General features: G+C 68.2%; 19 protein-coding genes and 1 tRNA gene. 14 read left to right on the top strand and 6 right to left on the bottom strand.

The annotated features are described in order from the left end of the window. The first annotated feature begins 192 nt into the window (after nt 1-192). Complete coding sequence (locus MELE44368_RS00885) at nt 193-1,650, top strand: nitrate/nitrite transporter (RefSeq protein WP_128106735.1); 1,458 nt, start codon at nt 193-195, stop codon at nt 1,648-1,650. An 8-nt stretch (nt 1,651-1,658) separates the two neighbouring features. Then, the gene (locus MELE44368_RS00880; RefSeq protein ID WP_128106734.1) at nt 1,659-5,393 is read left to right on the top strand and encodes a bifunctional nitrate reductase/sulfite reductase flavoprotein subunit alpha; all 3,735 of its coding nucleotides are present in this window, start codon (nt 1,659-1,661) and stop codon (nt 5,391-5,393) included. A 72-nt stretch (nt 5,394-5,465) separates the two neighbouring features. On the opposite strand, the gene MELE44368_RS00875 is transcribed toward MELE44368_RS00880, so the two are convergent. Next, nucleotides 5,466-6,200 (bottom strand): SDR family NAD(P)-dependent oxidoreductase, encoded by a 735-nt coding sequence (locus MELE44368_RS00875; protein ID WP_128106733.1) that lies wholly within the window; start codon nt 6,198-6,200, stop codon nt 5,466-5,468. Between the two features lie 141 nt (nt 6,201-6,341). Here MELE44368_RS00875 and MELE44368_RS00870 point away from each other — a divergent pair, with 141 nt between their 5' ends. Further along, a complete protein-coding gene (locus MELE44368_RS00870; protein WP_128106732.1) occupies nt 6,342-6,926 on the top strand; it encodes a TetR/AcrR family transcriptional regulator in 585 nt (194 codons plus the stop codon). Nucleotides 6,927-7,011: 85 nt separating this feature from the next. On the opposite strand, the gene MELE44368_RS00865 is transcribed toward MELE44368_RS00870, so the two are convergent. Continuing rightward, nucleotides 7,012-7,100: transfer RNA gene (locus tag MELE44368_RS00865), tRNA-Leu, on the bottom strand. A 32-nt stretch (nt 7,101-7,132) separates the two neighbouring features. On the opposite strand from MELE44368_RS00865, the gene MELE44368_RS00860 reads away from it, so the two are divergent. Further along, complete coding sequence (locus tag MELE44368_RS00860; protein WP_128106731.1) at nt 7,133-8,515, top strand: M20/M25/M40 family metallo-hydrolase; 1,383 nt, start codon at nt 7,133-7,135, stop codon at nt 8,513-8,515. A gap of 25 nt (nt 8,516-8,540) precedes the next feature. Then, complete coding sequence (locus tag MELE44368_RS00855) at nt 8,541-9,071, top strand: YbhB/YbcL family Raf kinase inhibitor-like protein (protein ID WP_128106730.1); 531 nt, start codon at nt 8,541-8,543, stop codon at nt 9,069-9,071. Nucleotides 9,072-9,141: 70 nt separating this feature from the next. Here the strand turns inward: MELE44368_RS00855 and MELE44368_RS00850 are convergent, their stop codons facing one another. From MELE44368_RS00850 to MELE44368_RS00840, 3 genes are read right to left on the bottom strand one after another with little or no spacing between them, the layout of a single operon-like run. Beyond that, the gene (locus MELE44368_RS00850) at nt 9,142-10,251 is read right to left on the bottom strand and encodes a quinone-dependent dihydroorotate dehydrogenase (RefSeq protein ID WP_128106998.1); all 1,110 of its coding nucleotides are present in this window, start codon (nt 10,249-10,251) and stop codon (nt 9,142-9,144) included. Nucleotides 10,252-10,258: 7 nt separating this feature from the next. Further along, entirely contained in the window at nt 10,259-10,516 is a 258-nt protein-coding gene (locus MELE44368_RS00845; protein ID WP_046752189.1) for a DUF5703 family protein, read from the bottom strand. Further along, nucleotides 10,513-11,547, bottom strand: a complete 1,035-nt coding sequence (locus MELE44368_RS00840) for an NHL repeat-containing protein (protein WP_409366085.1) — start codon at nt 11,545-11,547, stop codon at nt 10,513-10,515. The genes MELE44368_RS00845 and MELE44368_RS00840 overlap by 4 nt, the downstream gene beginning before the upstream one ends. 132 nt (nt 11,548-11,679) lie before the next feature. Here MELE44368_RS00840 and MELE44368_RS00835 point away from each other — a divergent pair, with 132 nt between their 5' ends. The 9 genes from MELE44368_RS00835 to MELE44368_RS00795 are packed head-to-tail and all read left to right on the top strand — an operon-like array spanning nt 11,680 to nt 19,459. Next, nucleotides 11,680-11,991 (top strand): hypothetical protein, encoded by a 312-nt coding sequence (locus tag MELE44368_RS00835; RefSeq protein ID WP_128106728.1) that lies wholly within the window; start codon nt 11,680-11,682, stop codon nt 11,989-11,991. A gap of 44 nt (nt 11,992-12,035) precedes the next feature. Then, complete coding sequence (locus MELE44368_RS00830) at nt 12,036-12,866, top strand: undecaprenyl-diphosphate phosphatase (RefSeq protein ID WP_128106997.1); 831 nt, start codon at nt 12,036-12,038, stop codon at nt 12,864-12,866. After that, nucleotides 12,863-13,573, top strand: coding sequence for a histidine phosphatase family protein (locus MELE44368_RS00825; RefSeq protein ID WP_128106727.1), 711 nt, complete (start codon nt 12,863-12,865; stop codon nt 13,571-13,573). Before MELE44368_RS00830 ends, MELE44368_RS00825 begins: the two co-directional genes overlap by 4 nt. Nucleotides 13,574-13,616: 43 nt before the next feature. Next, nucleotides 13,617-14,204, top strand: coding sequence for an Rv2134c family protein (locus MELE44368_RS00820; RefSeq protein WP_128106726.1), 588 nt, complete (start codon nt 13,617-13,619; stop codon nt 14,202-14,204). Further along, entirely contained in the window at nt 14,188-15,003 is an 816-nt protein-coding gene (locus MELE44368_RS00815) for an Rv2133c family protein (protein ID WP_128106725.1), read from the top strand. The genes MELE44368_RS00820 and MELE44368_RS00815 overlap by 17 nt, the downstream gene beginning before the upstream one ends. Before the next feature lie 49 nt (nt 15,004-15,052). After that, nucleotides 15,053-15,844, top strand: coding sequence for a 3'(2'),5'-bisphosphate nucleotidase CysQ (locus tag MELE44368_RS00810; RefSeq protein ID WP_128106724.1), 792 nt, complete (start codon nt 15,053-15,055; stop codon nt 15,842-15,844). 47 nt (nt 15,845-15,891) lie between these two features. Continuing rightward, a complete protein-coding gene (gene mshC, locus MELE44368_RS00805) occupies nt 15,892-17,130 on the top strand; it encodes a cysteine--1-D-myo-inosityl 2-amino-2-deoxy-alpha-D-glucopyranoside ligase (protein WP_128106723.1) in 1,239 nt (412 codons plus the stop codon). Between the two features lie 17 nt (nt 17,131-17,147). Continuing rightward, nucleotides 17,148-18,026 carry an SDR family oxidoreductase gene (locus tag MELE44368_RS00800; RefSeq protein WP_128106722.1) on the top strand — a complete coding sequence of 293 codons (879 nt, stop codon included), beginning with the start codon at nt 17,148-17,150 and terminating at the stop codon, nt 18,024-18,026. Further along, complete coding sequence (locus MELE44368_RS00795; protein ID WP_128106721.1) at nt 18,023-19,459, top strand: DUF1254 domain-containing protein; 1,437 nt, start codon at nt 18,023-18,025, stop codon at nt 19,457-19,459. Before MELE44368_RS00800 ends, MELE44368_RS00795 begins: the two co-directional genes overlap by 4 nt. Here the strand turns inward: MELE44368_RS00795 and MELE44368_RS00790 are convergent, their stop codons facing one another. Beyond that, nucleotides 19,460-20,350, bottom strand: coding sequence for a PAC2 family protein (locus MELE44368_RS00790; protein WP_128106720.1), 891 nt, complete (start codon nt 20,348-20,350; stop codon nt 19,460-19,462). Nucleotides 20,351-20,545: the final 195 nt, after the last annotated feature.

Here is a 20,545-nt window from a genome sequence, read left to right as displayed (position 1 = left end):
TCGCCTCGAAACGGACGCAATGGTCGATTCGGTGGCCGCAAACCAGCCATAGCGTCGGTCTCGGCGCGCGTTGCGGGCGAGGTGATCCAGCTCGCAATTGTTTCGGACGGGTTTCCTCGACCGCGCATCCGCCTGCTGCGCAGAAGTGAGCGCGTTTTGATGTTGGTGACATGACGGTGCAACGGTCGCGGAATGGGCTCGCGTCAGCCTTTTCCCGTGAAGACGTTGAGCCGCGCGCGCACCATCGAGCACTGGGACGCTGAGGATGTCGAGGCCTGGGAGCATGGTTCACCGCCGGGCAAGCACATCGCCAAACGCAACCTGATCTGGTCGATCTTCGCCGAGCACGTCGGGTTCTCGGTGTGGTCGATCTGGTCGGTGATGGTGCTGTTCATGCCGCAGGACGTGTACCACATCGACGCGGCGGGCAAGTTCTACCTCGTCGCGATACCCACCCTGATCGGCGCGGTGATGCGCATCCCGTACACGGTCGCGCCCGCCAAGTTCGGTGGCCGCAACTGGACGGTCGTCAGCGCCCTGCTGCTGCTCATCCCGACCCTGCTGACCCTCTGGGTGATGAGGCGCCCCGACACGTCGTACACCACCTTCATGGTCGTCGCGGCGTTCGCCGGTCTCGGCGGAGGCAACTTCGCGTCATCGATGACGAACATCAACGCCTTCTACCCGCAGCGGCTCAAGGGCTGGGCGCTGGGCCTCAACGCCGGCGGCGGTAACATCGGCGTCCCGGTGATCCAGCTCGTCGGTCTGCTGGTGATCGCCACGGTCAGCAACACCGCACCCGAAATCGTCTGCGCCATCTACCTTGTCCTCATCGCGTTGGCTGCCGCCGGCGCCGCGCTGTTCATGGACAACCTCGGCAATCAGCGGTCCAACCTGAGCGCGATGGCAGAGGCGTTGCGGTTCAAGCACTCCTGGGTGATGAGCTTCCTCTACATCGGCACCTTCGGATCGTTCATCGGGTTCTCGTTCGCGTTCGGTCAGGTGTTGCAGATCAACTTCCTTGCCGGCGGCGACAGTCCCGCGCAGGCCTCACTGCACGCCGCCCAGATCGCGTTCATCGGCCCGCTGTTGGGTTCGATCTCCCGGCCGTTCGGGGGCAAGCTGTCCGACCGGATGGGCGGCGGCAGGGTGACGCTGTACACGTTCGTGGCGATGATCCTCGCCGCCGGAATCCTCGTCACCGCGGGCATGCTCGACGACCGCACCGCCGGAGCCGCCACCGGCGCGCAGATGACCGCCTACGTCGCCGGCTTCATCTGCCTGTTCATCCTCTCCGGCATCGGCAACGGGTCCACCTACAAGATGATCCCGTCGATCTTCGAGGCCAAGGCCCAGGGCCGCGACGACTGGAGTCGCGAGCAGAAAGCGGCCTGGTCGCGCAGCATGTCCGGTGCGCTGATCGGGTTCGCCGGGGCGGTCGGCGCGCTCGGCGGCGTGTTCATCAACGTCGTGCTGCGCGCCTCGTACGTCAGCGACGCGAAGTCGGCCACCAACGCCTTCTGGGTGTTCCTCGGCTTCTACGTCGTCTGCGCGATCGTCACCTGGTTCGTGTTCCTGCGCATCCAGACCGCGCGGGCCGGTGCGGGCGAGCACATCGGCCAGACGCCGGCGCCGGTGCCCGCGACTTGACGCCACCCATGACGGACACGGTGACTCGGAGCGCGTGCTCCTACTGCGGTGTCGGCTGCGGCGTCGAAGTGCACACCCGCGCCGACGGCGACGGCGGCCGGCCCGTCATCACCCGAATCGCCGGCGACAGACTGCATCCCACCAACACCGGTCGGCTGTGCACCAAAGGCGCCACGCATGCGGAGATGATGCGCGCCGACGACGACCGGCTGACCTGCGCCCTGATGCGCCGTCACCGCGACGATGAACTCGCGCCCGCGGCCGTCGACGAGGCGGTCGCCGAGGCCGGGCGACGGTTGCGCGCCATCGTCGACGAGCACGGCCCGGACGCGGTGGCGTTGTACGTGTCGGGCCAAATGTCCATCGAGGCCCAGTATCTGGCGAACAAACTCGCGAAAGGCTTTCTGCGCACCGTCAACATCGAGTCGAACTCGCGGCTCTGCATGGCCAGCGCAGGTACCGGCTTCAAACAGTCCCTCGGCGCCGACGGACCGCCCGGGTCGTACGCCGACTTCGACTGCACCGACCTGTTTTTCGTCATCGGGTCCAACATGGCCGACTGCCACCCGATCCTGTATCTGCGGATGGTCGACCGGATCAAGACCGGCGCCAAGCTGATCGTCGTCGACCCGCGCCGCACCGCCACCGCGGAACGCGCGGACCTGTTCTTACAGATCAAACCGGGAACCGACCTCGCGCTGCTCAACGGGCTGCTGCACCTACTTGTCGAAAACGGCGACATCGACGAACAATTCATCGCCGAGCACACCGAGGGCTGGCAGGACATGCCTGCCTTCCTCGCCGACTATCCGCCCGCCGTCGTCGCCGAGATCACCGGACTGGCCGAGTCCGACATCCGCACCGCCGCCCGCATGATCGCCGACGCGGGGGAGTGGATGAGCTGCTGGACCATGGGGCTCAACCAGAGTACGCACGGCACCGCGAACACCAACGCGATCTGCAACCTGCATCTGGCGACCGGGGCGATCTGTCGGACCGGAAGCGGCCCGATGTCGCTGACCGGCCAGCCCAACGCCATGGGCGGTCGCGAAATGGGCTACATGGGACCGGGGTTGCCCGGTCAGCGCGCGGTGACGTCGGCGGCGGACCGCGCCTTCGTCGAGCACCGGTGGGGCCTGCCGCCCGACACGCTGAGGTCCGACGTCGGCACCGGCACCATCGACATGTTCCGCCGGACCGCCGACGGCGAGATCAAGGCCTGCTGGATCATCTGCACCAATCCCGTTGCCTCCGTGGCGAACCGGGATACTGTCATCGCCGCGCTGCAGCGCGCCGAGCTCGTCGTCACCCAGGACACCTACCGCAGCACCGCGACCAACCGTTACGCCGACATCGTGCTGCCCGCCGCGCTGTGGGCCGAATCCGACGGGGTGATGGTCAACTCGGAGCGCACCATGACCCTGCTGCAGCGCTCGATCACGCCGCCGGGGCAGGCCCGCCCTGACTGGCAGCTGATCTGCGACGTCGCCGCACATCTGGGCTTCGCCGAACACTTCCGCTACGACTCCAGCGAGCAGATCTTCGACGAGATCCGCGGCTTCACCAACCTCGACACCGGGTACGACCTGCGCGGCGTCAGCTATGCGCGGCTGCGGCACACCCCGCTGCAGTGGCCCTGCCCGCCCGACGGCGACGCCCGAAACCCGATCCGCTACGTCCAGCGCGGAACACTGCGGTTCCCGACACCGTCCGGACGCGCACGATTCCTGGCCCGCCCGCACGTCGACCCGGCCGAATCCGCCGACGACGCCTACCCTTTCGTGCTGAACACCGGACGGGTGCAGCACCAGTGGCACACCATGACCAAGACCGGCAAGGTCGCCGCGCTCAACAAGCTGGACGGCCGGCCGTTCGTCGAGATCCACCCCGCCGACGCAGCCGAGCGTGGCATCGCCGAAGGTCAACCCGTCGAGCTGATTTCACGCCGCGGGTGCGCAGTGCTCCCGGCGGTGCTCACCGACCGGGTGCGGGCGGGCAACTGCTTCGCGCCGTTTCACTGGAACGACGAACACGGTGAGCTGCTCACCGTCAACGCGCTGACGAGCGACGCCGTCGACCCCGAGTCACTGCAGCCGGAGTTCAAGGTGTGCGCGGTCGACCTCCGCCCGGTGGCCCCGCCGCCCGCCCCCAAACCCGTTGCAGCACCGCCGCGCTCGCACGCCGCGGACGGCCCGTTGGTGTTGTGGGCGTCGCAGACCGGCACCGCCGAGGGCGTCGCCGCCCGGTTGGCCGACCGGCTCGGCGGCGCGCATCTGGTCAACATGAACGACGCGCGGCTGACCGACCTCGCGGCCGGGCGCGACGTGCTCGTCGTCACCAGCACGTTCGGCGACGGCGAGGCACCCGACAACGGCGCCGGTTTCTGGGAACGCCTGGACGCACCGGACGCCCCGGCGCTGGACGGCATCCGGTATGCGGTGCTGGGAATCGGGGACCGCTCCTACTCGAACTTCTGCGGGCACGCCAGATCGATCGACACGAGGTTCGCCGCGCTGGGGGCGATACCCATGATCGAGCGCGCCGAGTGTGAAGCCCATGACGACGAACTGATTCGGCGGTGGACCGACTCTGCCGCGTCGCTGCTGGGCGGCTCGCCGGCACCGTCGACCGTGGTCGCCGAACCGTTCACCCGCGCGCATCCCATCGTCGTCCCCATGGTTCGCAACACCCTGCTGACCGCGCCGGCGTCGCGAAAAGAAGTGCGTCAGTTCGGGTTTGACGTCTCGGCGCATGACGTCAGCTACGCCACCGGCGACTCGCTGGGGGTGTTCGCCGAGAACGATCCCGCCGTGGTGGAGGCATGGCTGACCGCCACCGGACTACGCGGCGGGCAGGTCGTCGAGGTGGACGGGTCCGAGATGACGCTGCGCGAGGCGTTGACCGCACATTACGACATCTGCCGGGTCACCCCGGACCTGATCCGGTTCATCGCCGACCACAGCCGCGACGCCAAACCGCTGCGCGCGTCGGGGCACAAGCGTGACAAGTGGCTGGTGGGCCGAAACGGGCTGGATCTGGTGCAGCAGTTCGTCGTGCACGCGGACCCGGTCGAATGGCAGCGGGTGCTGGTGCGGCTGACCCCGCGCAGCTACTCGATCTCGTCGAGCCCGCTGGTGAGCCCGCACGTGGTGCAGCTGACGGTGTCGGTGGTGCGCTACCGCGGCGCCGACGGCGGCCCGCGCGGCGGGGTCTGCTCGACGTTTCTGGCCGACCGGGCGACGTCTGCGCCGGTGTTCCTGCAGCGCTCGCCGCACTTTCGGCCCCCGGAGGACGGCACGACGCCGATGATCATGATCGGCCCGGGTACCGGGGTGGCGCCGTTCCGCGGGTTCCTGCAGGAGCGGCGCGCCCGCGGGCACACCGGGGCTAACTGGCTGTTCTTCGGCGAGCGGCACCGCCGCGAGAACTTCTACTACCGAGACGATTTCGAGGACATGGCCCGTGACGGCCTGCTCAACCGGCTCGACCTGGCGTTCTCCCGCGACCAGGCCAAACCGGTGTATGTCCAGCACAAGATGCTCGACTACGGCGCCGACGTGTGGCGGTGGATGGACGACGGGGCGCATCTGTACGTCTGCGGTGACGCCGCCCGGATGGCCAAGGACGTCGACGCCGCGTTGACCACGATCATCGAGCGCCACGGGCGGATGTCCCACCAGCAGGCCCACGACTACAAACGTGAGCTGGTGGTCGCCAAACGCTACGTGCGTGACGTGTACTGAGGTCCAGGTCACGTCCCGGACGGGTTGAGCAAGACGAGCCTGCAGGTCGAGGGCGGCTGGCGGTTGTCGTCTTCAGATCGCCGCGGTGCCGCCGTCGGCAACCAGCTCCATCCCGTTCACATAGCTCGAGTCGTCGGAGGCGAGGAACATTGCGACTGAGGCGATTTCGTCAGGCTGGCCCATTTCACCGCGCGGGATCAGGGATTCGAATTGCCGCTTCGTCTCTTCGTCGAACAGTTCTTCCTGCTTGGCGGTCGCGACCTGGCCGGGGCTCAATACATTCACCCGGATCCGCCTGTCCTTCAACTCGGCCAGCCATACGCGGGCCCAGGCCTGCTGCACGGCCTTGCTCCCGGCGTAAACGCTCCAGCCGGGATAACCCTTGATCGAGGCGTTCGAACCGGTCATGAAAATCGAGCCACCGTCGTTGAACAGCGGCAATGCCTTCTGCACGGTGAACAACATGCCGCGCGCGTTCAGCCAGAAGGTGGCGTCGAACTGTTCCTCGGTGATCTCGCCGAGTTTTCCGTACTCGGCGTCCCCGGCGCTGGCCCACAGCACGTCGATCGCGCCCTTTTCCCGCCTGACCGTGTCATATAACCGGTCGAGGTCGTCGAGGTCGGCCGCATCGCCCCGCACGGCGGTGACATTGCGGCCGATCGACTCGACCGCCTGATCCAGCGCTTCCTGCCTGCGGCCCGTGATGAAGACATGAGCCCCTTCGGAGACGAACAACTTCGCGCCGGCCAGCGCCAATCCCGTTGAGGCGCCGGTGATTACCGCTACCTTGCCATCGAGCTTTCCCATGATCACTCCGTTGAATAGATGTTGCGTCCAGAACTGTCCGGAACCACTATGTAAACCGATCAGTGTGCGTAATCTAGCGGACGGTCGGTGTGTGCGCAAGCTATGTACACCGATCGTTACCAACAGTTCTATACTGGACGCATGACGGAGCTGGAGAAGGGCCCCCAACGCCTGCGCCGGGGCAGGGGCGCACGCGAGCGAATCCTGCGTGCGTCACAACGCCTGTTCCGCGAACAGGGCATCAACCGCACCGGCATGGATCAGCTGTGCGCGGAGGCCCAGGTGTCGAAGCGCACGGCCTACCAACACTTCGCGGGCAAGGACGAACTGGTCGCCGAATACCTGCGACGGTTCGATCCGAACGTCATGGGCGACGTGTTCGATCGCACCGACCTCACCCCGCGCGAGAAGCTCCTCGCAGCTTTCGAGGTGCCCATGTCTGGCACCCAGGACGTCACGCCCCTGTGTCCCTACATCGCGGCGGCCGTGGAAGTCCACGACCCGCATCACCCGGCATCCGAATACGCACGCGAGTACAAGCTCACGGTCGCCGCGCGGTTCGCCGAAACCGCCCGCGATGCCGGCGCAACCAACCCCGAGGAGCTCGGCGAGCAACTGGCGTTGCTCCTCGACGGCGCCTCAACCCGCACGCGGGTGCTCAACACCGAATCGTTCCCGACGGCCGCCGCCATCGCCGCCGTCCTCATCGACAACGCCATTCCGTGACGATCAGGCGGTGAACAACGAGAAGATCCGGCTCGAAACGTGCGCGGATGTACGCAGAGCTGGGCGACCTGAGTCGTGTCGCCGGTGGTGTCCGAGGGGGGACTTGAACCCCCACGCCCGTTAATAGGGCACTAGCACCTCAAGCTAGCGCGTCTGCCATTCCGCCACTCGGACCAGTTCTGGCAGCTAAGGCTATCGGATCACCGATGCCGGACCCAAACCGAACCAATCACCTCAATGGTACGAATGGTGGCGTGTCCTCGCCGTCGCACGCCGAAGCCGAAGTGGTCGACATCGTCAGCACCCTCATCCGGTTCGACACCACCAACACCGGTGAGCCGGAAACCACCAAGGGCGAGGCCGAGTGCGCCCACTGGGTGGCCGAGCAGCTGCAGGAGGTCGGCTACCAGACCGAATACATCGAGGCAGGCGCGCCGGGGCGGGGCAACGTGTTCACCCGGCTCGAGGGCGCCGACCGCGGTCGCGGGGCCCTGATGATGCATGGCCACCTCGACGTGGTGCCCGCCGATCCCTCGGAGTGGAGCGTGCACCCCTTCTCCGGCGCGGTCGAGAACGGCTACGTGTGGGGCCGCGGCGCGGTCGACATGAAGGATATGTGCGGGATGATGATCGCCGTTGCCCGCCACTTCAAACGTGCCGGCATCGTGCCGCCCCGCGACATCGTGTTCGGGTTCGTGTCCGACGAGGAGGCGGGCGGCAACTATGGCTGCAAGTGGCTCGTCGACAACCGGCCAGACCTCTTCGAGGGCGTGACCGAGGCGATCGGCGAGGTCGGCGGCTTCTCGCTGACCATTCCGCGCCGCGACGGCGGCGAGCGCACGCTGTACCTGATCGAGACCGCCGAGAAGGCGATGATGTGGATGCGGCTGACCGCGCACGGCCGCGCCGGCCACGGCTCGATGATCAACGACGACAACGCCGTCACCGCCGTCGCCGACGCCGTCGCCAAACTGGGTCGCCACCAGTTCCCGATCGTGCTGACCGACTCCGTTGAGCAGTTCCTGGCCGCCGTCGCCGAGGAGTCCGGCTACACCTTCGACTTCGACTCACCCGACATCGAGGGCGCGATCGCCAAGCTCGGCCCGATCGCCAAGATCGTCGGCGCCACGCTGCGCGACACCGCCAACCCCACCATGCTCAAGGCTGGCTACAAGGCCAACGTCATTCCCGGCGCCGCCGAAGCCGTGGTGGACTGCCGCGTGCTGCCGGGGCGGCAGGCCGCCTTCGAACGCGAGGTCGACGAGCTCATCGGCCCCGACGTCACCCGGGAGTGGATCACCAACCTGCCGTCGTATGAGACCACCTTCGACGGCGAACTGCTGGACGCGATGAACGCCGCGATCCTGTCCGCCGACCCCGACGCCCGCACCGTGCCCTACATGCTGTCCGGCGGTACTGACGCAAAACACTTCGCGCGGTTGGGAATTCGGTGTTTCGGGTTCGCGCCGCTGAAGCTGCCGCCGGACCTGGATTTCGCGTCGCTGTTCCACGGCGTCGACGAGCGGGTACCCGTTGACGCGTTGAAGTTCGGCACCAGAGTTCTCGAGCATTTCCTGCTGCACTGTTGATCACAATCAAAGAAAGGGTTCCACCGTGGCTTTTCCGTACAACCCATACGATTTCCTGCCCAAGCTGCCGTCGTTCACGCTGACGTCGGACTCGGTCACCGACGGCCAACCGCTGGCCAACGACCAGGTCAGCGGAATCATGGGGGCCGGCGGATCCGACATCTCACCGCAGCTGAGCTGGTCGGGGTTCCCCGAGGAAACCCGCAGCTTCGCGGTCACCGTCTACGACCCCGACGCCCCGACAGTCTCGGGGTTCTGGCACTGGGCGGTGGCCAACCTGCCCGCCACCGTCACCGAGCTGCCCGCCGGCGCCGGTGACGGCAGCGACCTGCCCGGCGGCGCGCTGACGCTGGCCAACGACGCCGGCATGAAGCGCTACATCGGCGCCGCCCCGCCCGCCGGACACGGCGTGCACCGCTACTTCATCGCCGTGCACGCGGTCAAGGTCGAGAAGCTCGAACTCGACGGCGACGCCAGCCCGGCGTACCTGGGTTTCAACCTGTTCATGAACGCGATCGCCCGCGCGGTCATCCACGGCACCTACGAGCAGAAGTAGCGCGTCACCTTCCCGCACCTTCCCGCGAGCAGACGTGAAAACCCCCGAAATCGCCCGAATGTAGGGGATTTCACGTCTGCTCGTCGGAGTGGCGGCCCAGCTCGCCGGGGTGGGGCTCGCGGGGGAGGGCCGAGCCGATCGCGTCGGTTAGGGCGGTGAAACCGCCGTCGTGCAGGCGGCGTGCGATGCCGTCGTGAATGTGCTTGGCCCACAGCCCGCCGCCGTACACGAACCCGGTATAGCCCTGCAGCAGCGACGCGCCCGAGGTGATGCGCTCCCACGCGTCGTCGGCGGTCTCGATGCCGCCGACGCTGATCAGCACCAGGCGGTCACCCACCCGCCGGTAGAGCCTGCGCAGGATCTGCAGCGATCGCGCCGCCACCGGCGGCCCCGAGATGCCGCCGGGTCCGAGTTCGTCGACGCCGGGGGTGAGCAACCCTTCGCGCGACACCGTGGTGTTGGTGGCGACGATGCCGGCCAGCCCCAATTCGACTGCCAGGTCAGCGATTTCGTCGACGTCCTGATTGGACAGATCGGGCGCGATCTTCACCAGCACCGGCGTCGACGTCTGCGCCAACACCGCCTCCAGGATGGGCCGCAGCGACTGCACCGCCTGCAGGTCCCGCAACCCCGGGGTGTTCGGTGAGCTGACGTTGACCACCAGGTACGCCGCCAGCGGCCCGAGCAGCCGCGCGCTTTCGGCGTAGTCCTCGACGGCGCGCTCGGGCGGGGTGGTCTTGGTCTTGCCGATGTTCACCCCGATCGGCACGTCGGGCACGTGCCGGGCCAGTCGAAGCGCCAGCTCACCGGCGCCGTGGTTGTTGAACCCCATCCGGTTGAGCAGGGCGCGGTCGTCGGGCAGCCGGAACAACCGCGGCGCCGGGTTGCCGGGCTGGGCCTGCGCGGTGACCGTGCCGACCTCGGCGTAGCCGAACCCCAACGCCCCCCAGACGTGCAGGCCGCTGCCGTTCTTGTCGAACCCCGCCGCCAGCCCGAGCGGGCCCGCGAACCGCACCCCGAACACCGTGCTGGCCAGCACCGGATCGCGCGGCGCCAGCCAGCGCATCAGCGCCCGCCGCGTCGCCCGCGGGGCGGTGAGCGCACGCAGCACCGTGAACACCCAGGTGTGGATGCGCTCGGGCGCGACCAGAAACAGCGACCGCCGCAACGCGCCGTACATCAGCGCCTCACAGCGCGGGCTGCTCCGCAATGCCCGCCCGGTCGGCCGGCGTCTTCTTGCGGCGCAGCAGCACCCGCCGGGAGCCGTCGGTGTAGAGCCTGACCCGCGTCAGCTCCCACCCGCGGTACTCGGCCTCGATCGACAGCCGGGTCGACGCGCTGATGCGCGTCACATCCGGCGGCAGCCGCAGCGGGATCCATTCGTAGTCGTCGGACAGATCCTTGTCCCAGCCGGGGGGCATCCTGCCGCGATGCATGGCGCTCACCCAGACACCCCCGCGTTGGAGATCACCTGCACACCCGCTCCAGAGCCCGACACCACATACAGGGTGCCAGACCGTTCGTCATAGGCCAGGGAGTTCGGTTGATGCACGGTTCGATATCGCGCCTTCTCGACGGGGATGCCGGTGGCCAGATCGTAGCCAACGACGGTGTTGCTCGCGGTCTGCGACACCCACGCCAGGGTGGCGGAGCCGGCCAGCCCGTACGGCGCGTCGGGCACCGGATAGCGCTGCCGCAACATCAGCGGATCGGTGCCGAACACCAGCAGCTCACCGCCGCGGGTGTCGGCGACCAGGACGCGGCCGGCGGGGTCGGCCGCGATCGTCGTCGCGCCGTCACCGGCCCGCAGCGCCTGCCCGGCCCCGGTTCCGTCGTCGGACAACGTGGTCACCGAGGTCTGTCCGCGATCGAGGACGACGACCGTGTCGCCCTGGGTGACAAGCGCATCGACCCGGGCGAACATCTTGACCTCGGCGGCGACGGTGGCATCCGGCCCGAGGGTGTACACCGCGCCGTCGGCGCTGCCGAGCACGATCCTGCCGTCGTCGCCGCGGGTGATCGCGGTGAAGTCGGTGTCCTGCTGTCCTTCCACGCCGACCGGGGTGCTCTCGCCCGTCGCGAGGTCGACCACGAGGTAGCCACCGCGGGTGGCCAGATACACCCGGCCCTCGCCGTCGCCGGTCATCGCGGTCGCCGCACCGGGCAGCGGCACCTCGCGGGTGGCGCCCGTCGGCGCCATCACCGACAGCACCGACGTCTCGGCCGGTCCCGGGCTCAGCACCGCCAGCGCGTCGGTGGCCGCATCGAAGTTCGCGGTAACTGCACGGCCGCGCAGCGGATGCACGACCCCGGCGGGTTCGGCGGTGACCGGCGGCGCGTCGGCGGCCTGCGCCGGGGGAATCGTCGGCGGCGGCGCGTCCACCGGGTTCGCCGAACATCCCGAAAACGAAAAGATAGCCACCACGAACGCACAGATGCGAAAGGCCTGCGCTGGCAGTTTTACGGAAAGCGGCAAGGGGTAGCTCTCGGTTCGTGTGAAGGGAATCCCGATTCGAAAGTTCAGTCTATGCAGACGCGTCATCGCAAATCGCAGAGCAGTCGGCGGGGGGTGCACACGGTTTGGATTCATTAGCGGTATGGTGCGGTCATGACCCTCGCGGCGGACCATGAATTGGACCATCGAAAGTTTGCTATCGAGGACATCTCCACTGGTGTGCACGCCAGCGGATTTGGCCAAGTCGGCGACGGACGTACGTTTTCCTTCCGCGTCGAACGGCACCAATTGGTCGTGGAGGTGTACCGCCCGCGGCTGACCGCGCTGGTGCCGCAGGAAGAGGACGTCGTGGCCGTGGGCAGCCACAAGCTGACCGACATCGACCTCACCGACAAGCGCAGCCTGTCGGCCGCCGTGCGCGATGCGGTGGCCGCCGCACAACCGGTGTCGCGGAACGGGCGCTGATCTGACCCCACGGTACGGTCGTCGTCGTGACGGACGTGGCGGCGATGTCGTGGCTGCAGGTGGTCGTTCTCGCGATATTGCAGGGCCTGACCGAATTCCTGCCGGTGTCGTCATCGGGTCACCTGGCGATCGCCTCCCGGCTGTTCTTCACCGACGACGCCGGCGCATCGTTCACCGCGGTCACCCAGCTGGGCACCGAGTTCGCCGTCCTGCTCTACTTCGCCAGGGACATCGGCCGCATCGTCAAGGCATGGTTCACCGGGTTGTTCGCAGCTGAGCAGCGCACCCCCGACTACTGGCTGGGGTGGTACGTCATCATCGGCACGATCCCGATCGGGGTGTTCGGCCTGTTGTTCAAGGACGAAATCCGTACCGGGGCACGCAATCTGTGGGCGATCGCGACCGCGCTGATCGTCTTCTCCGTCGTGATCGCCGCCGCCGAGTACTTCGGCCGCCAAACCCGTCGGATCGAACAGCTCACCTGGAAGGACGGCATCATCGTCGGGCTGGCGCAGTGTCTGGCGCTGCTGCCCGGCGTCTCGCGTTCCGGGGCCACGATCAGCGCCGGACTGTTTCTCGGACAGAACCGTGAGCTGGCGGCGCGCTTCGGCTTCCTGCTCGCGATCCCGGCCGTGTTCGCCTCGGGCCTGTTCTCGCTGCCCGATGCGTTCAAGCCCGTCGGCACGGGGATGAGCGCCAGCGGGCCCCAGCTACTGGTCGCGACGCTGATCGCGTTCGTCGTCGGCTTCGCCGCGGTGGCGTGGTTCCTGCGGTTCCTGGTCCGCCACAGCATGTACTGGTTCGTCGGCTACCGGATCGCGCTCGGCACGGTGGTGCTGATCCTGCTCGGAACGGGGGTGATGGCCGCGACATGACCGTCATCCTGCTGCGGCACGGGCGGTCCAGCTCGAACACCGCCCACACCCTGGCCGGCCGCTCCGAGGGGGTCGACCTGGACGACCGTGGCCGCGAACAGGCCCGGGCGCTGGTGGCCCGCATCGGTGAACTGCCGATCCGGGCGATCGTGCGCTCACCGCTCCTGCGCTGCGAACGGACCGTCGAACCGCTGGCCGCGGCGCTGGGCCTGCAGCCGATCGTCGAAGAGCGGATCAGCGAGGTCGATTACGGCGCATGGACCGGCCGCAAGATCGGTGAGCTGGTCAAGGAACCGCTGTGGAGCGTCGTGCAGCAGCAGCCCAGCGCGGCGGTGTTCCCCGACGGCGAAGGGCTGGCCGCCGTGCAGGCACGCGCGGTGGCCGCGGTGCGTGAACACGACCGCCGGCTGGCCGAGCTGCACGACGGCGACGCGCTGTGGGTGGCCTGCACGCACGGCGACGTGATCAAGGCCGTCGTCGCCGACGCGCTCGGCACCCACCTGGACAGTTTTCAGCGCATCACCGCCGACCCGGCGTCGATGAGCGTGATCCGTTACACCGCGGTGCGGCCCTTCGTTATCCACGTCAACCACACTGGCGCCCAGTTGACTTCCGCACTGCTCGCCAAACCGCCCAAGGCCGAAGGAGAGAACGACGACGAAGTGCCGCCGGACGACGCCGTCGTCGGGGGATCCACCGGCTCGTAGCGATTACGGCCGGCGAACCGTTGCCGGTATTTTGGGAGATGCCATGGCCCGCGCAATTCACGTATTCCGCACACCCGACCGATTCGTGGCCGGAACTGTTGGGCAGCCGGGCAACCGGACCTTTTACCTGCAGGCCGTCCACGACAAGCGGGTGGTGTCGGTGGTGTTGGAGAAGCAGCAGGTGGCGGTGCTCGCGGAGCGGATCTCCGCGCTGCTGGTCGAAATCAACCGTCGCTTCGGCACCCCGATCCCGCCGGACACCGACGAGGTGGACGACCTCAGCCCGCTGATCACGCCGGTGGACGCCGAGTTCCGGGTCGGGACCATGGGGTTGGGCTGGGACTCCGAGGCCCAGACCGTCGTCGTCGAACTTCTCGCGGTCTCCGAAACCGAGTTCGACGCCTCGGTGGTGCTCGACGACGCCGAAGACGGGCCCGACGCCGTGCGCGTGTTCCTGACGCCGGAGTCGGCGCGCCAGTTCGCGGCGCGCTCCAACCGGGTCATCTCGGCCGGCCGACCGCCGTGTCCGCTGTGCGACGAACCGCTGGATCCGGAAGGCCACCTCTGCGTGCGCACCAACGGCTACCGGCGCGGCGCCTTCGCAGAGTCCGACGATGACGTCGAAACCTGACGCCGAAGAGGTGCTGCGGCGCGGCGAGTTGACGGTCATCGGCCGCATCCGCTCGGCGAGCAACGCCACGTTCCTGTGCGAGGCGCATCTCGGTGAGCGCCAAGCGCATTGCGTGTACAAGCCGATCAAAGGCGAGGCGCCGCTGTGGGATTTCCCGGACGGCACGCTGGCGGGCCGGGAACGGGGCGCGTACCTGATCTCGGCGGCACTCGGCTGGAACATCGTGCCCTACACCATCATTCGCGATGGACCGGCCGGTCGGGGCATGTTGCAGTTGTGGGTGGATCAGCCCGGCGACGACCCCGACGATGAACCGGCGTCCGGCCCCGATCTCATCGATCTGCTGCCCGCAGGGCGTATTCCGCCTGGATACCTACCGGTGTTGCAGGCCTACAACTACGCCGGCGACGAGGTGACTCTGGTGCACGCCGACGACATCCGGTTGTGGCGGATGGCCGTCTTCGACGTGCTGGTCAACAACGCCGACCGCAAAGGCGGTCACATCCTGTGCGGTGTCGACGGGCACGTGTACGGCGTGGACCACGGAGTGACCCTGCACGCCGAGGACAAGCTGCGCACGGTGCTGTGGGGGTGGGCCGGTAAACCCGTCGACGATCAGATACTCGAGTCGGTCACCCGGCTGCGCGAAGCGCTGCGAAACGGGTTGCGGGAACAGCTCTCTGAGCACATCACCCGCCGGGAGATCGTCGCGCTGGAAGCCAGAGCCGTTGAGCTGCTGGCCAATCCGGTGATGCCGACGCCCGAGCGGCACCGCCCGATCCCGTGGCCGGCGTTCTAGGCGAGGTGCACGGGTTCGATGGCCGCCGGTCTCGTGATCTACTGAGCCGGTGAGCTTGACGGATGCGGCGCTGGCGGCCGAGGTGGCCGCCGCGGCCGGCGAGACGCTGCTGAGCATCCGTGAGGAGGTCGGCTTCTACGACCCCTACGGCCTCGGCGACGTCGGCGACCGGCGAGCCAACGTCGTGATTCTGGACCGGCTGCGCCGGGCCCGGCCGAACGACGCGGTGCTGTCCGAGGAGGCCGTCGACGACCTGTCGCGGGTGGACGCCGACCGGGTCTGGATCGTCGACCCCGTCGACGGCACCCGCGAGTTCTCCACCCCGGGCCGCACCGACTGGGCCGTGCACATCGCGTTGTGGCGCCGCGACGGCGGCCCGAACGGCGCCATCACCGATGCGGCCGTCGCGCTGCCGGCGCGCGGGGAGGTCTATCGCAGCGACACGGTCACCCCGCCGCCGCCGCGCCGCGACGACGGCCCCATCCTGATCACCGCCAGCGCCACCCGGCCGCCGGCGGTGCTGTGGTGGCTGCGCGAGCTGATGGACATCGAACTGGTGCGCATCGGATCCGCGGGCGCCAAGGCGATGGCGGTGGTCCGCGGTGACGTCGACGCCTATCTGCACGCCGGCGGCCAGTGGGAGTGGGACTCGGCCGCCCCGGCCGGGGTGGTGCAGGCGGCCGGGCTGCACGCGTCGCGCATCGACGGCTCCGAGCTGGTCTACAACCGGCCCGACCCCTACCTGCCCGATCTGCTGATGTGTCGCCCGGAACTGCGCGATGTGCTGCTCGAGGGCATCTGGTCGGCCTACGGCAGCCGGTTTCGGAGCGGACGGGAATGAATCGGCCCCCTGCGTTGTCGGACACACCGATGCCTAGAGTCGAGCTCATGAAATCGTGGCCGGCGCCCGTCGTCCCGGCGCTTCCGGGGCGGGGCCCGCAACTGCGGCTCTACGACAGCGCCGACCGGCAGATCCGCCCGGTCGGCGCCGGTGAAACGGCCACCATGTACGTGTGCGGGATCACCCCGTATGACGCCACCCACCTGGGCCACGCGGCCACCTACCTCGCGTTCGATCTGGTGCACCGGGTGTGGCTGGACGGCGGCCACCGCGTGCACTACGTGCAGAACGTCACCGACGTCGACGACCCGCTGTTCGAGCGCGCCGAGCGCGACGGCGTCGACTGGCGCGACCTCGCCGAGCGGGAAACCCGACTGTTCCGCGACGACATGGCGGCGCTGCGGGTGCTGCCCCCGCACGACTACGTGGCGGCCACCGACGCCATCGCCGAGGTCATCGAGCTCGTCGAGAAGATGCTGGCCTCCGGCGCGGCCTACGTCGTCGACGATCCCGCCTATCCCGACATCTACTTCCGCGCCGACGCCACCCAGCAGTTCGGCTACGAGTCCGGCTACGACCGCGACACCATGCTGGCCCTGTTTGGCGAGCGCGGCGGCGACCCCGACCGGCCCGGCAAGCACGACGCACTCGACGCGTTGATGTGGCGCGCGGCGCGGCCGGGCGAACCCAGTTGGCCCTCGCCGTTCGGACCGGGGCGGCCCGGCTGGCACGTCGAGTGCACCGCGATCGCGCTGAGCCGCATCGGCACCGGACTCGACATTCAAGGCGGCGGCAGCGACCTGATCTTCCCGCACCACGAGTTCTCGGCGGCCCACGCCGAAGCCGTCACGGGGGAGCGCCGCTTCGCCCGGCACTACGTGCACGCGGGGATGATCGGCTGGAACGGGCACAAGATGAGCAAGAGCCGCGGCAACCTGGTGCTGGTGTCGCGGCTGCGCGCCGAAGGCGTGGATCCTTCCGCGATCCGGCTGGGTCTGTTCGCTGGGCACTACCGTTCCGACAGGTACTGGAGCGACAACGTGCTCGCCGACGCCAACGACCGGCTGCATCGCTGGCGCACGGCGACCGCGCTGCCCGCGGGGCCCGACGCCACCGACGTGGTCGCGCGGGTCCGGCGCTACCTCGCCGACGACCTGGACACCCCGAAGGCGCTCGCCGCGCTCGACGGCTGGACCACCGACGCCCTCGAGTACGGCGGACATGACACCGAGGCGCCACGCGCCGTGGCGACCGCGGTGGACGCGCTGCTGGGAGTCGCGCTGTAGCCAGGTAACTTGGCTCCATGAGCTCTGTGAACGGCAAAGTCGTGTTGATCACCGGTGCCGCCAACGGCATCGGGGCCGAGGTGGCGCAGCGCCTGCACGCCAGGGGCGCCAGCCTGGTGCTGACCGATCTGGACAAAGAACAACTGCAGAAGGTGTCCGCGCAACTCGGTGGTGACCGGGTGTTGACGGCCGTCGCCGACGTACGCGACCTGGCCGCGATGCAGTCCGCCGTGGACGAGGGCGTCCAGCGGTTCGGCGGCATCGACATCGTGATCGCCAACGCGGGCATCGCGACCGCGGGGTCGGTGCTGGGCGTCGACCCGGAGGCGTTCAAGACGCTGATCGACATCAACGTGGTCGGGGTCTTCAACACGGTGCGCGCCGCGCTCCCGTCGGTCATCGACAGGCGCGGATACGTGCTGATCGTGTCGTCGGCGGCGGCCTACGCGGCCTCGGCGGGCATGGCGCCCTACGACGCGTCGAAGGCCGCCGTCGAGCATTTCGCCAACGCGCTGCGTATGGAGGTCGCACATCGCGGCGTCGACGTCGGCTCGGCGCACATGCTGTGGATCGACACCCCGCTGGTGCGCGAGGGCAAGGCCGATTCGGCGGCCTTCCGCGACATGCTGCGCGGGCTGCCCGGGCCGTTGGGCAAGACTACCTCGCTGCAGGAGTGCGGTGAGATCTTCGTCAAGGGCATCGAGGAGCGCAAACGCCAGATCAACTGTCCGCGCTGGGTCGGGTTGATGCGCTGGCTCAAGCCGCTGCTGGCGACGCCGCTGGTCGAGAAGACCACGGCCAAGTCGGTTCCCGAACTGCTGCCGCGGATGGACGCCGAGGTGGCCGCGCTGGGCCGGTCGATGAGCGCGCGCACCGAAGCGCTGAAAAAGCGGTGATCCGCCGGATCGCGGTATCAGCCTTCGCCGCAGCGCTTCTCGCGGCCTGCACTACCACCGGATCGGAGGAGGCCACGACGACGTCGCAGCCACCGCCGAGCACCGAGCCGGTGAGCCTGCAAGAGGCGCGGGCGATCGCCAAAGAGGCCTACATCTACGGCTTCCCGCTGGTCGACAGCTACCGGATCCAGTACTCGTACTTCGTCGACAAGCACGATCCCGAGTACCGCGGCGGCTTCAACGAAGTGCACAGTGAGGCAAGGCTTTTCACCCCCGAGGACAAGGCGGTACAGACGCCGAACGCGGACACCCCGTACTCGATGCTGGGCGTGGACCTGCGCACCGAACCGTTGGTGCTGACCGTCCCGCCGATCGAACAGGACCGCTACTACTCGTTGCAGTTCATCGACGGCTACACCTATAACGTCGCCTACGTCGGCAGCCGCACCACCGGCAACGGCGGCGGCAGATACCTGCTGGCCGGGCCGAACTGGGACGGTGAGAAGCCCGAAGGTATCGACGAGGTCATCCGGTTCGACACCGAGCTCGGCTCGGTCATCTACCGCACCCAGTTGTTCGGGCCGTCGGACCTGGAGAACGTCAAGAAGATTCAGGAGGGCTATCAGGCGACGCCGCTGTCGGTGTTCCTGAACCAGCCGGCGCCGCCCGCGGCCCCTCCGATCGACTTCATGCCCCCGCTCAGCCCGGAGCAGGAGCGAACGTCGCCGCAATTCTTCGAGGTTCTCGGTTTCACGCTGCGGACCATGCCGGTGCTGCCCGACGAAAAGCAGATGCGAGAGCGGTTCGCGTCCATCGGGATCGGGCCTGACGGCGACTTCGACGCCGACAAGCTCTCACCTGAGATGCGCGCGGCCGTCGAGGGCGGAATGGCCGACGCCTGGGCCGAACTGGACAAGCTGACCAAGGACAAGATCGAGACCGGCGAGGTCACCTCGGCGGACTTCTTCGGCACCGCAAAGGATCTCGACGGCAACTATCTCTACCGGATGGCGGGCGCGGTGTTCGGCATCTTCGGCAACACCGCGGCCGAGGCGCTGTACCCGGCTCTGGCCGTCGACTCCACGGGGGCGCCGCTGACCGGCGCCATCAACTACGTCGTGAAGCTTCCCGCCGGCCAGCTGCCGCCGGTCAACGCCTTCTGGTCGGTGACGATGTATGAGATGCCGCAGAGCCTGCTGGTGCAGAATCCGATCCAGCGCTACTTGATCAACTCGTCGATGGTGCCCAGTCTGGTCCCCGACCCCGACGGCGGATACACCATCTATGTGCAGAACGAGTCACCAGGACCGGACAAGGAGGCCAACTGGCTTCCGGCCCCGAAGAGCCCGTTCCAGATGATCATGCGGCTGTACTGGCCCAAACCCGACGCGCTGAACGGCACCTGGAAGCCGCCGCAGGTGGTCAAGACCTGACTAGCCGCGAAACCCCGGGCCGCGGCGGCGCAGGTAGCGCTCGAACTCGGCGGCCAGCGCGTCGCCGTCGATCTTGCCCAGCACCTCGTGCAGGTCGACCTCGGCGTCGCCGCGCTGCTCGAGGGACTGCACGTACTCGGCGATCTCGTCGTCGTCGGCCGTCATCTCGGAGACCAGCTGCTCCCACTCCTCGGCCTGCGCGGGCAGATCGCCCAGCGGCACCTCGATGTCGAGCACATCCTCGACGCGGCGCAGCAGGGCCACGGTCGCCTTGGGGCACGGCGGCTGCGACACGTAGTGCGGTACCGCGGCCCAGAACGTCACCGCCGGGATGCCCGCCTGCACGCAGGCGTCCTGGAACACCCCCGCGATCCCCGTCGGGCCCTCGTAACGGGTTTCCTCCAGCCCGAACGTCTGCGCCGAGTCGGGCGAGTAGGCCGCCCCGGACACCGGCACCGGCCGGGTATGGGGCGTGTCGGCCAGCAGCGCGCCCAGGATCACCACGGTCTGCACGTGCAGCTTGTCGGCGATCGCCAGCAACTCCGCACAGAACGTGCGCCAGCGCATGTTGGGCTCGACCCCGTTCATCAGCACGATGTCGCTGTCCGAACCCGGCGGCCGGCAGTGCGAGATGCGCATCGAGGGCCACACCAACTCCCGCGTGACGCCGTCTACCTGCCGGATCACCGGGCGATTGACCTGGTAGTCGTAGTAGGCCTCGTCGTCGATCTCCAGGATCGGTTCGGCCTCCCAGACCGCCTCGAGGTGCTCCAGGGCGTCGCTGGCGGCATCACCGGCGTCGTTCCAGCCTTCGAATGCCGCCACGACGATCGTGTCGTTGAGTTCGGGCAGGCCAGACTCTCCGTGGCCGTCCGTTTGCGACGAGGTCACACCGCCAGCGTAAGGCCTATCAGCGGGTGGGGAGGACCATCACCTCACAAGCCTGCTTGCCTAGCCGGACTACCCTGTCGATGTGGCTGATGTGAAGCGTTGCGCGCACGGCGCCCAGCTAGCGGTCGCGGCTGCAACGAGGTTCTCGACAACCCCCGGGCCAGACGTCATCGGGACGAAATACGTTCGGCGGTA

Source organism: Mycolicibacterium elephantis DSM 44368 (assembly GCF_004014805.1).
GTDB classification, from domain to species: Bacteria; Actinomycetota; Actinomycetes; order Mycobacteriales; family Mycobacteriaceae; genus Mycobacterium; species Mycobacterium elephantis.
This window is presented reverse-complemented; position numbering and strand designations above follow the sequence as displayed.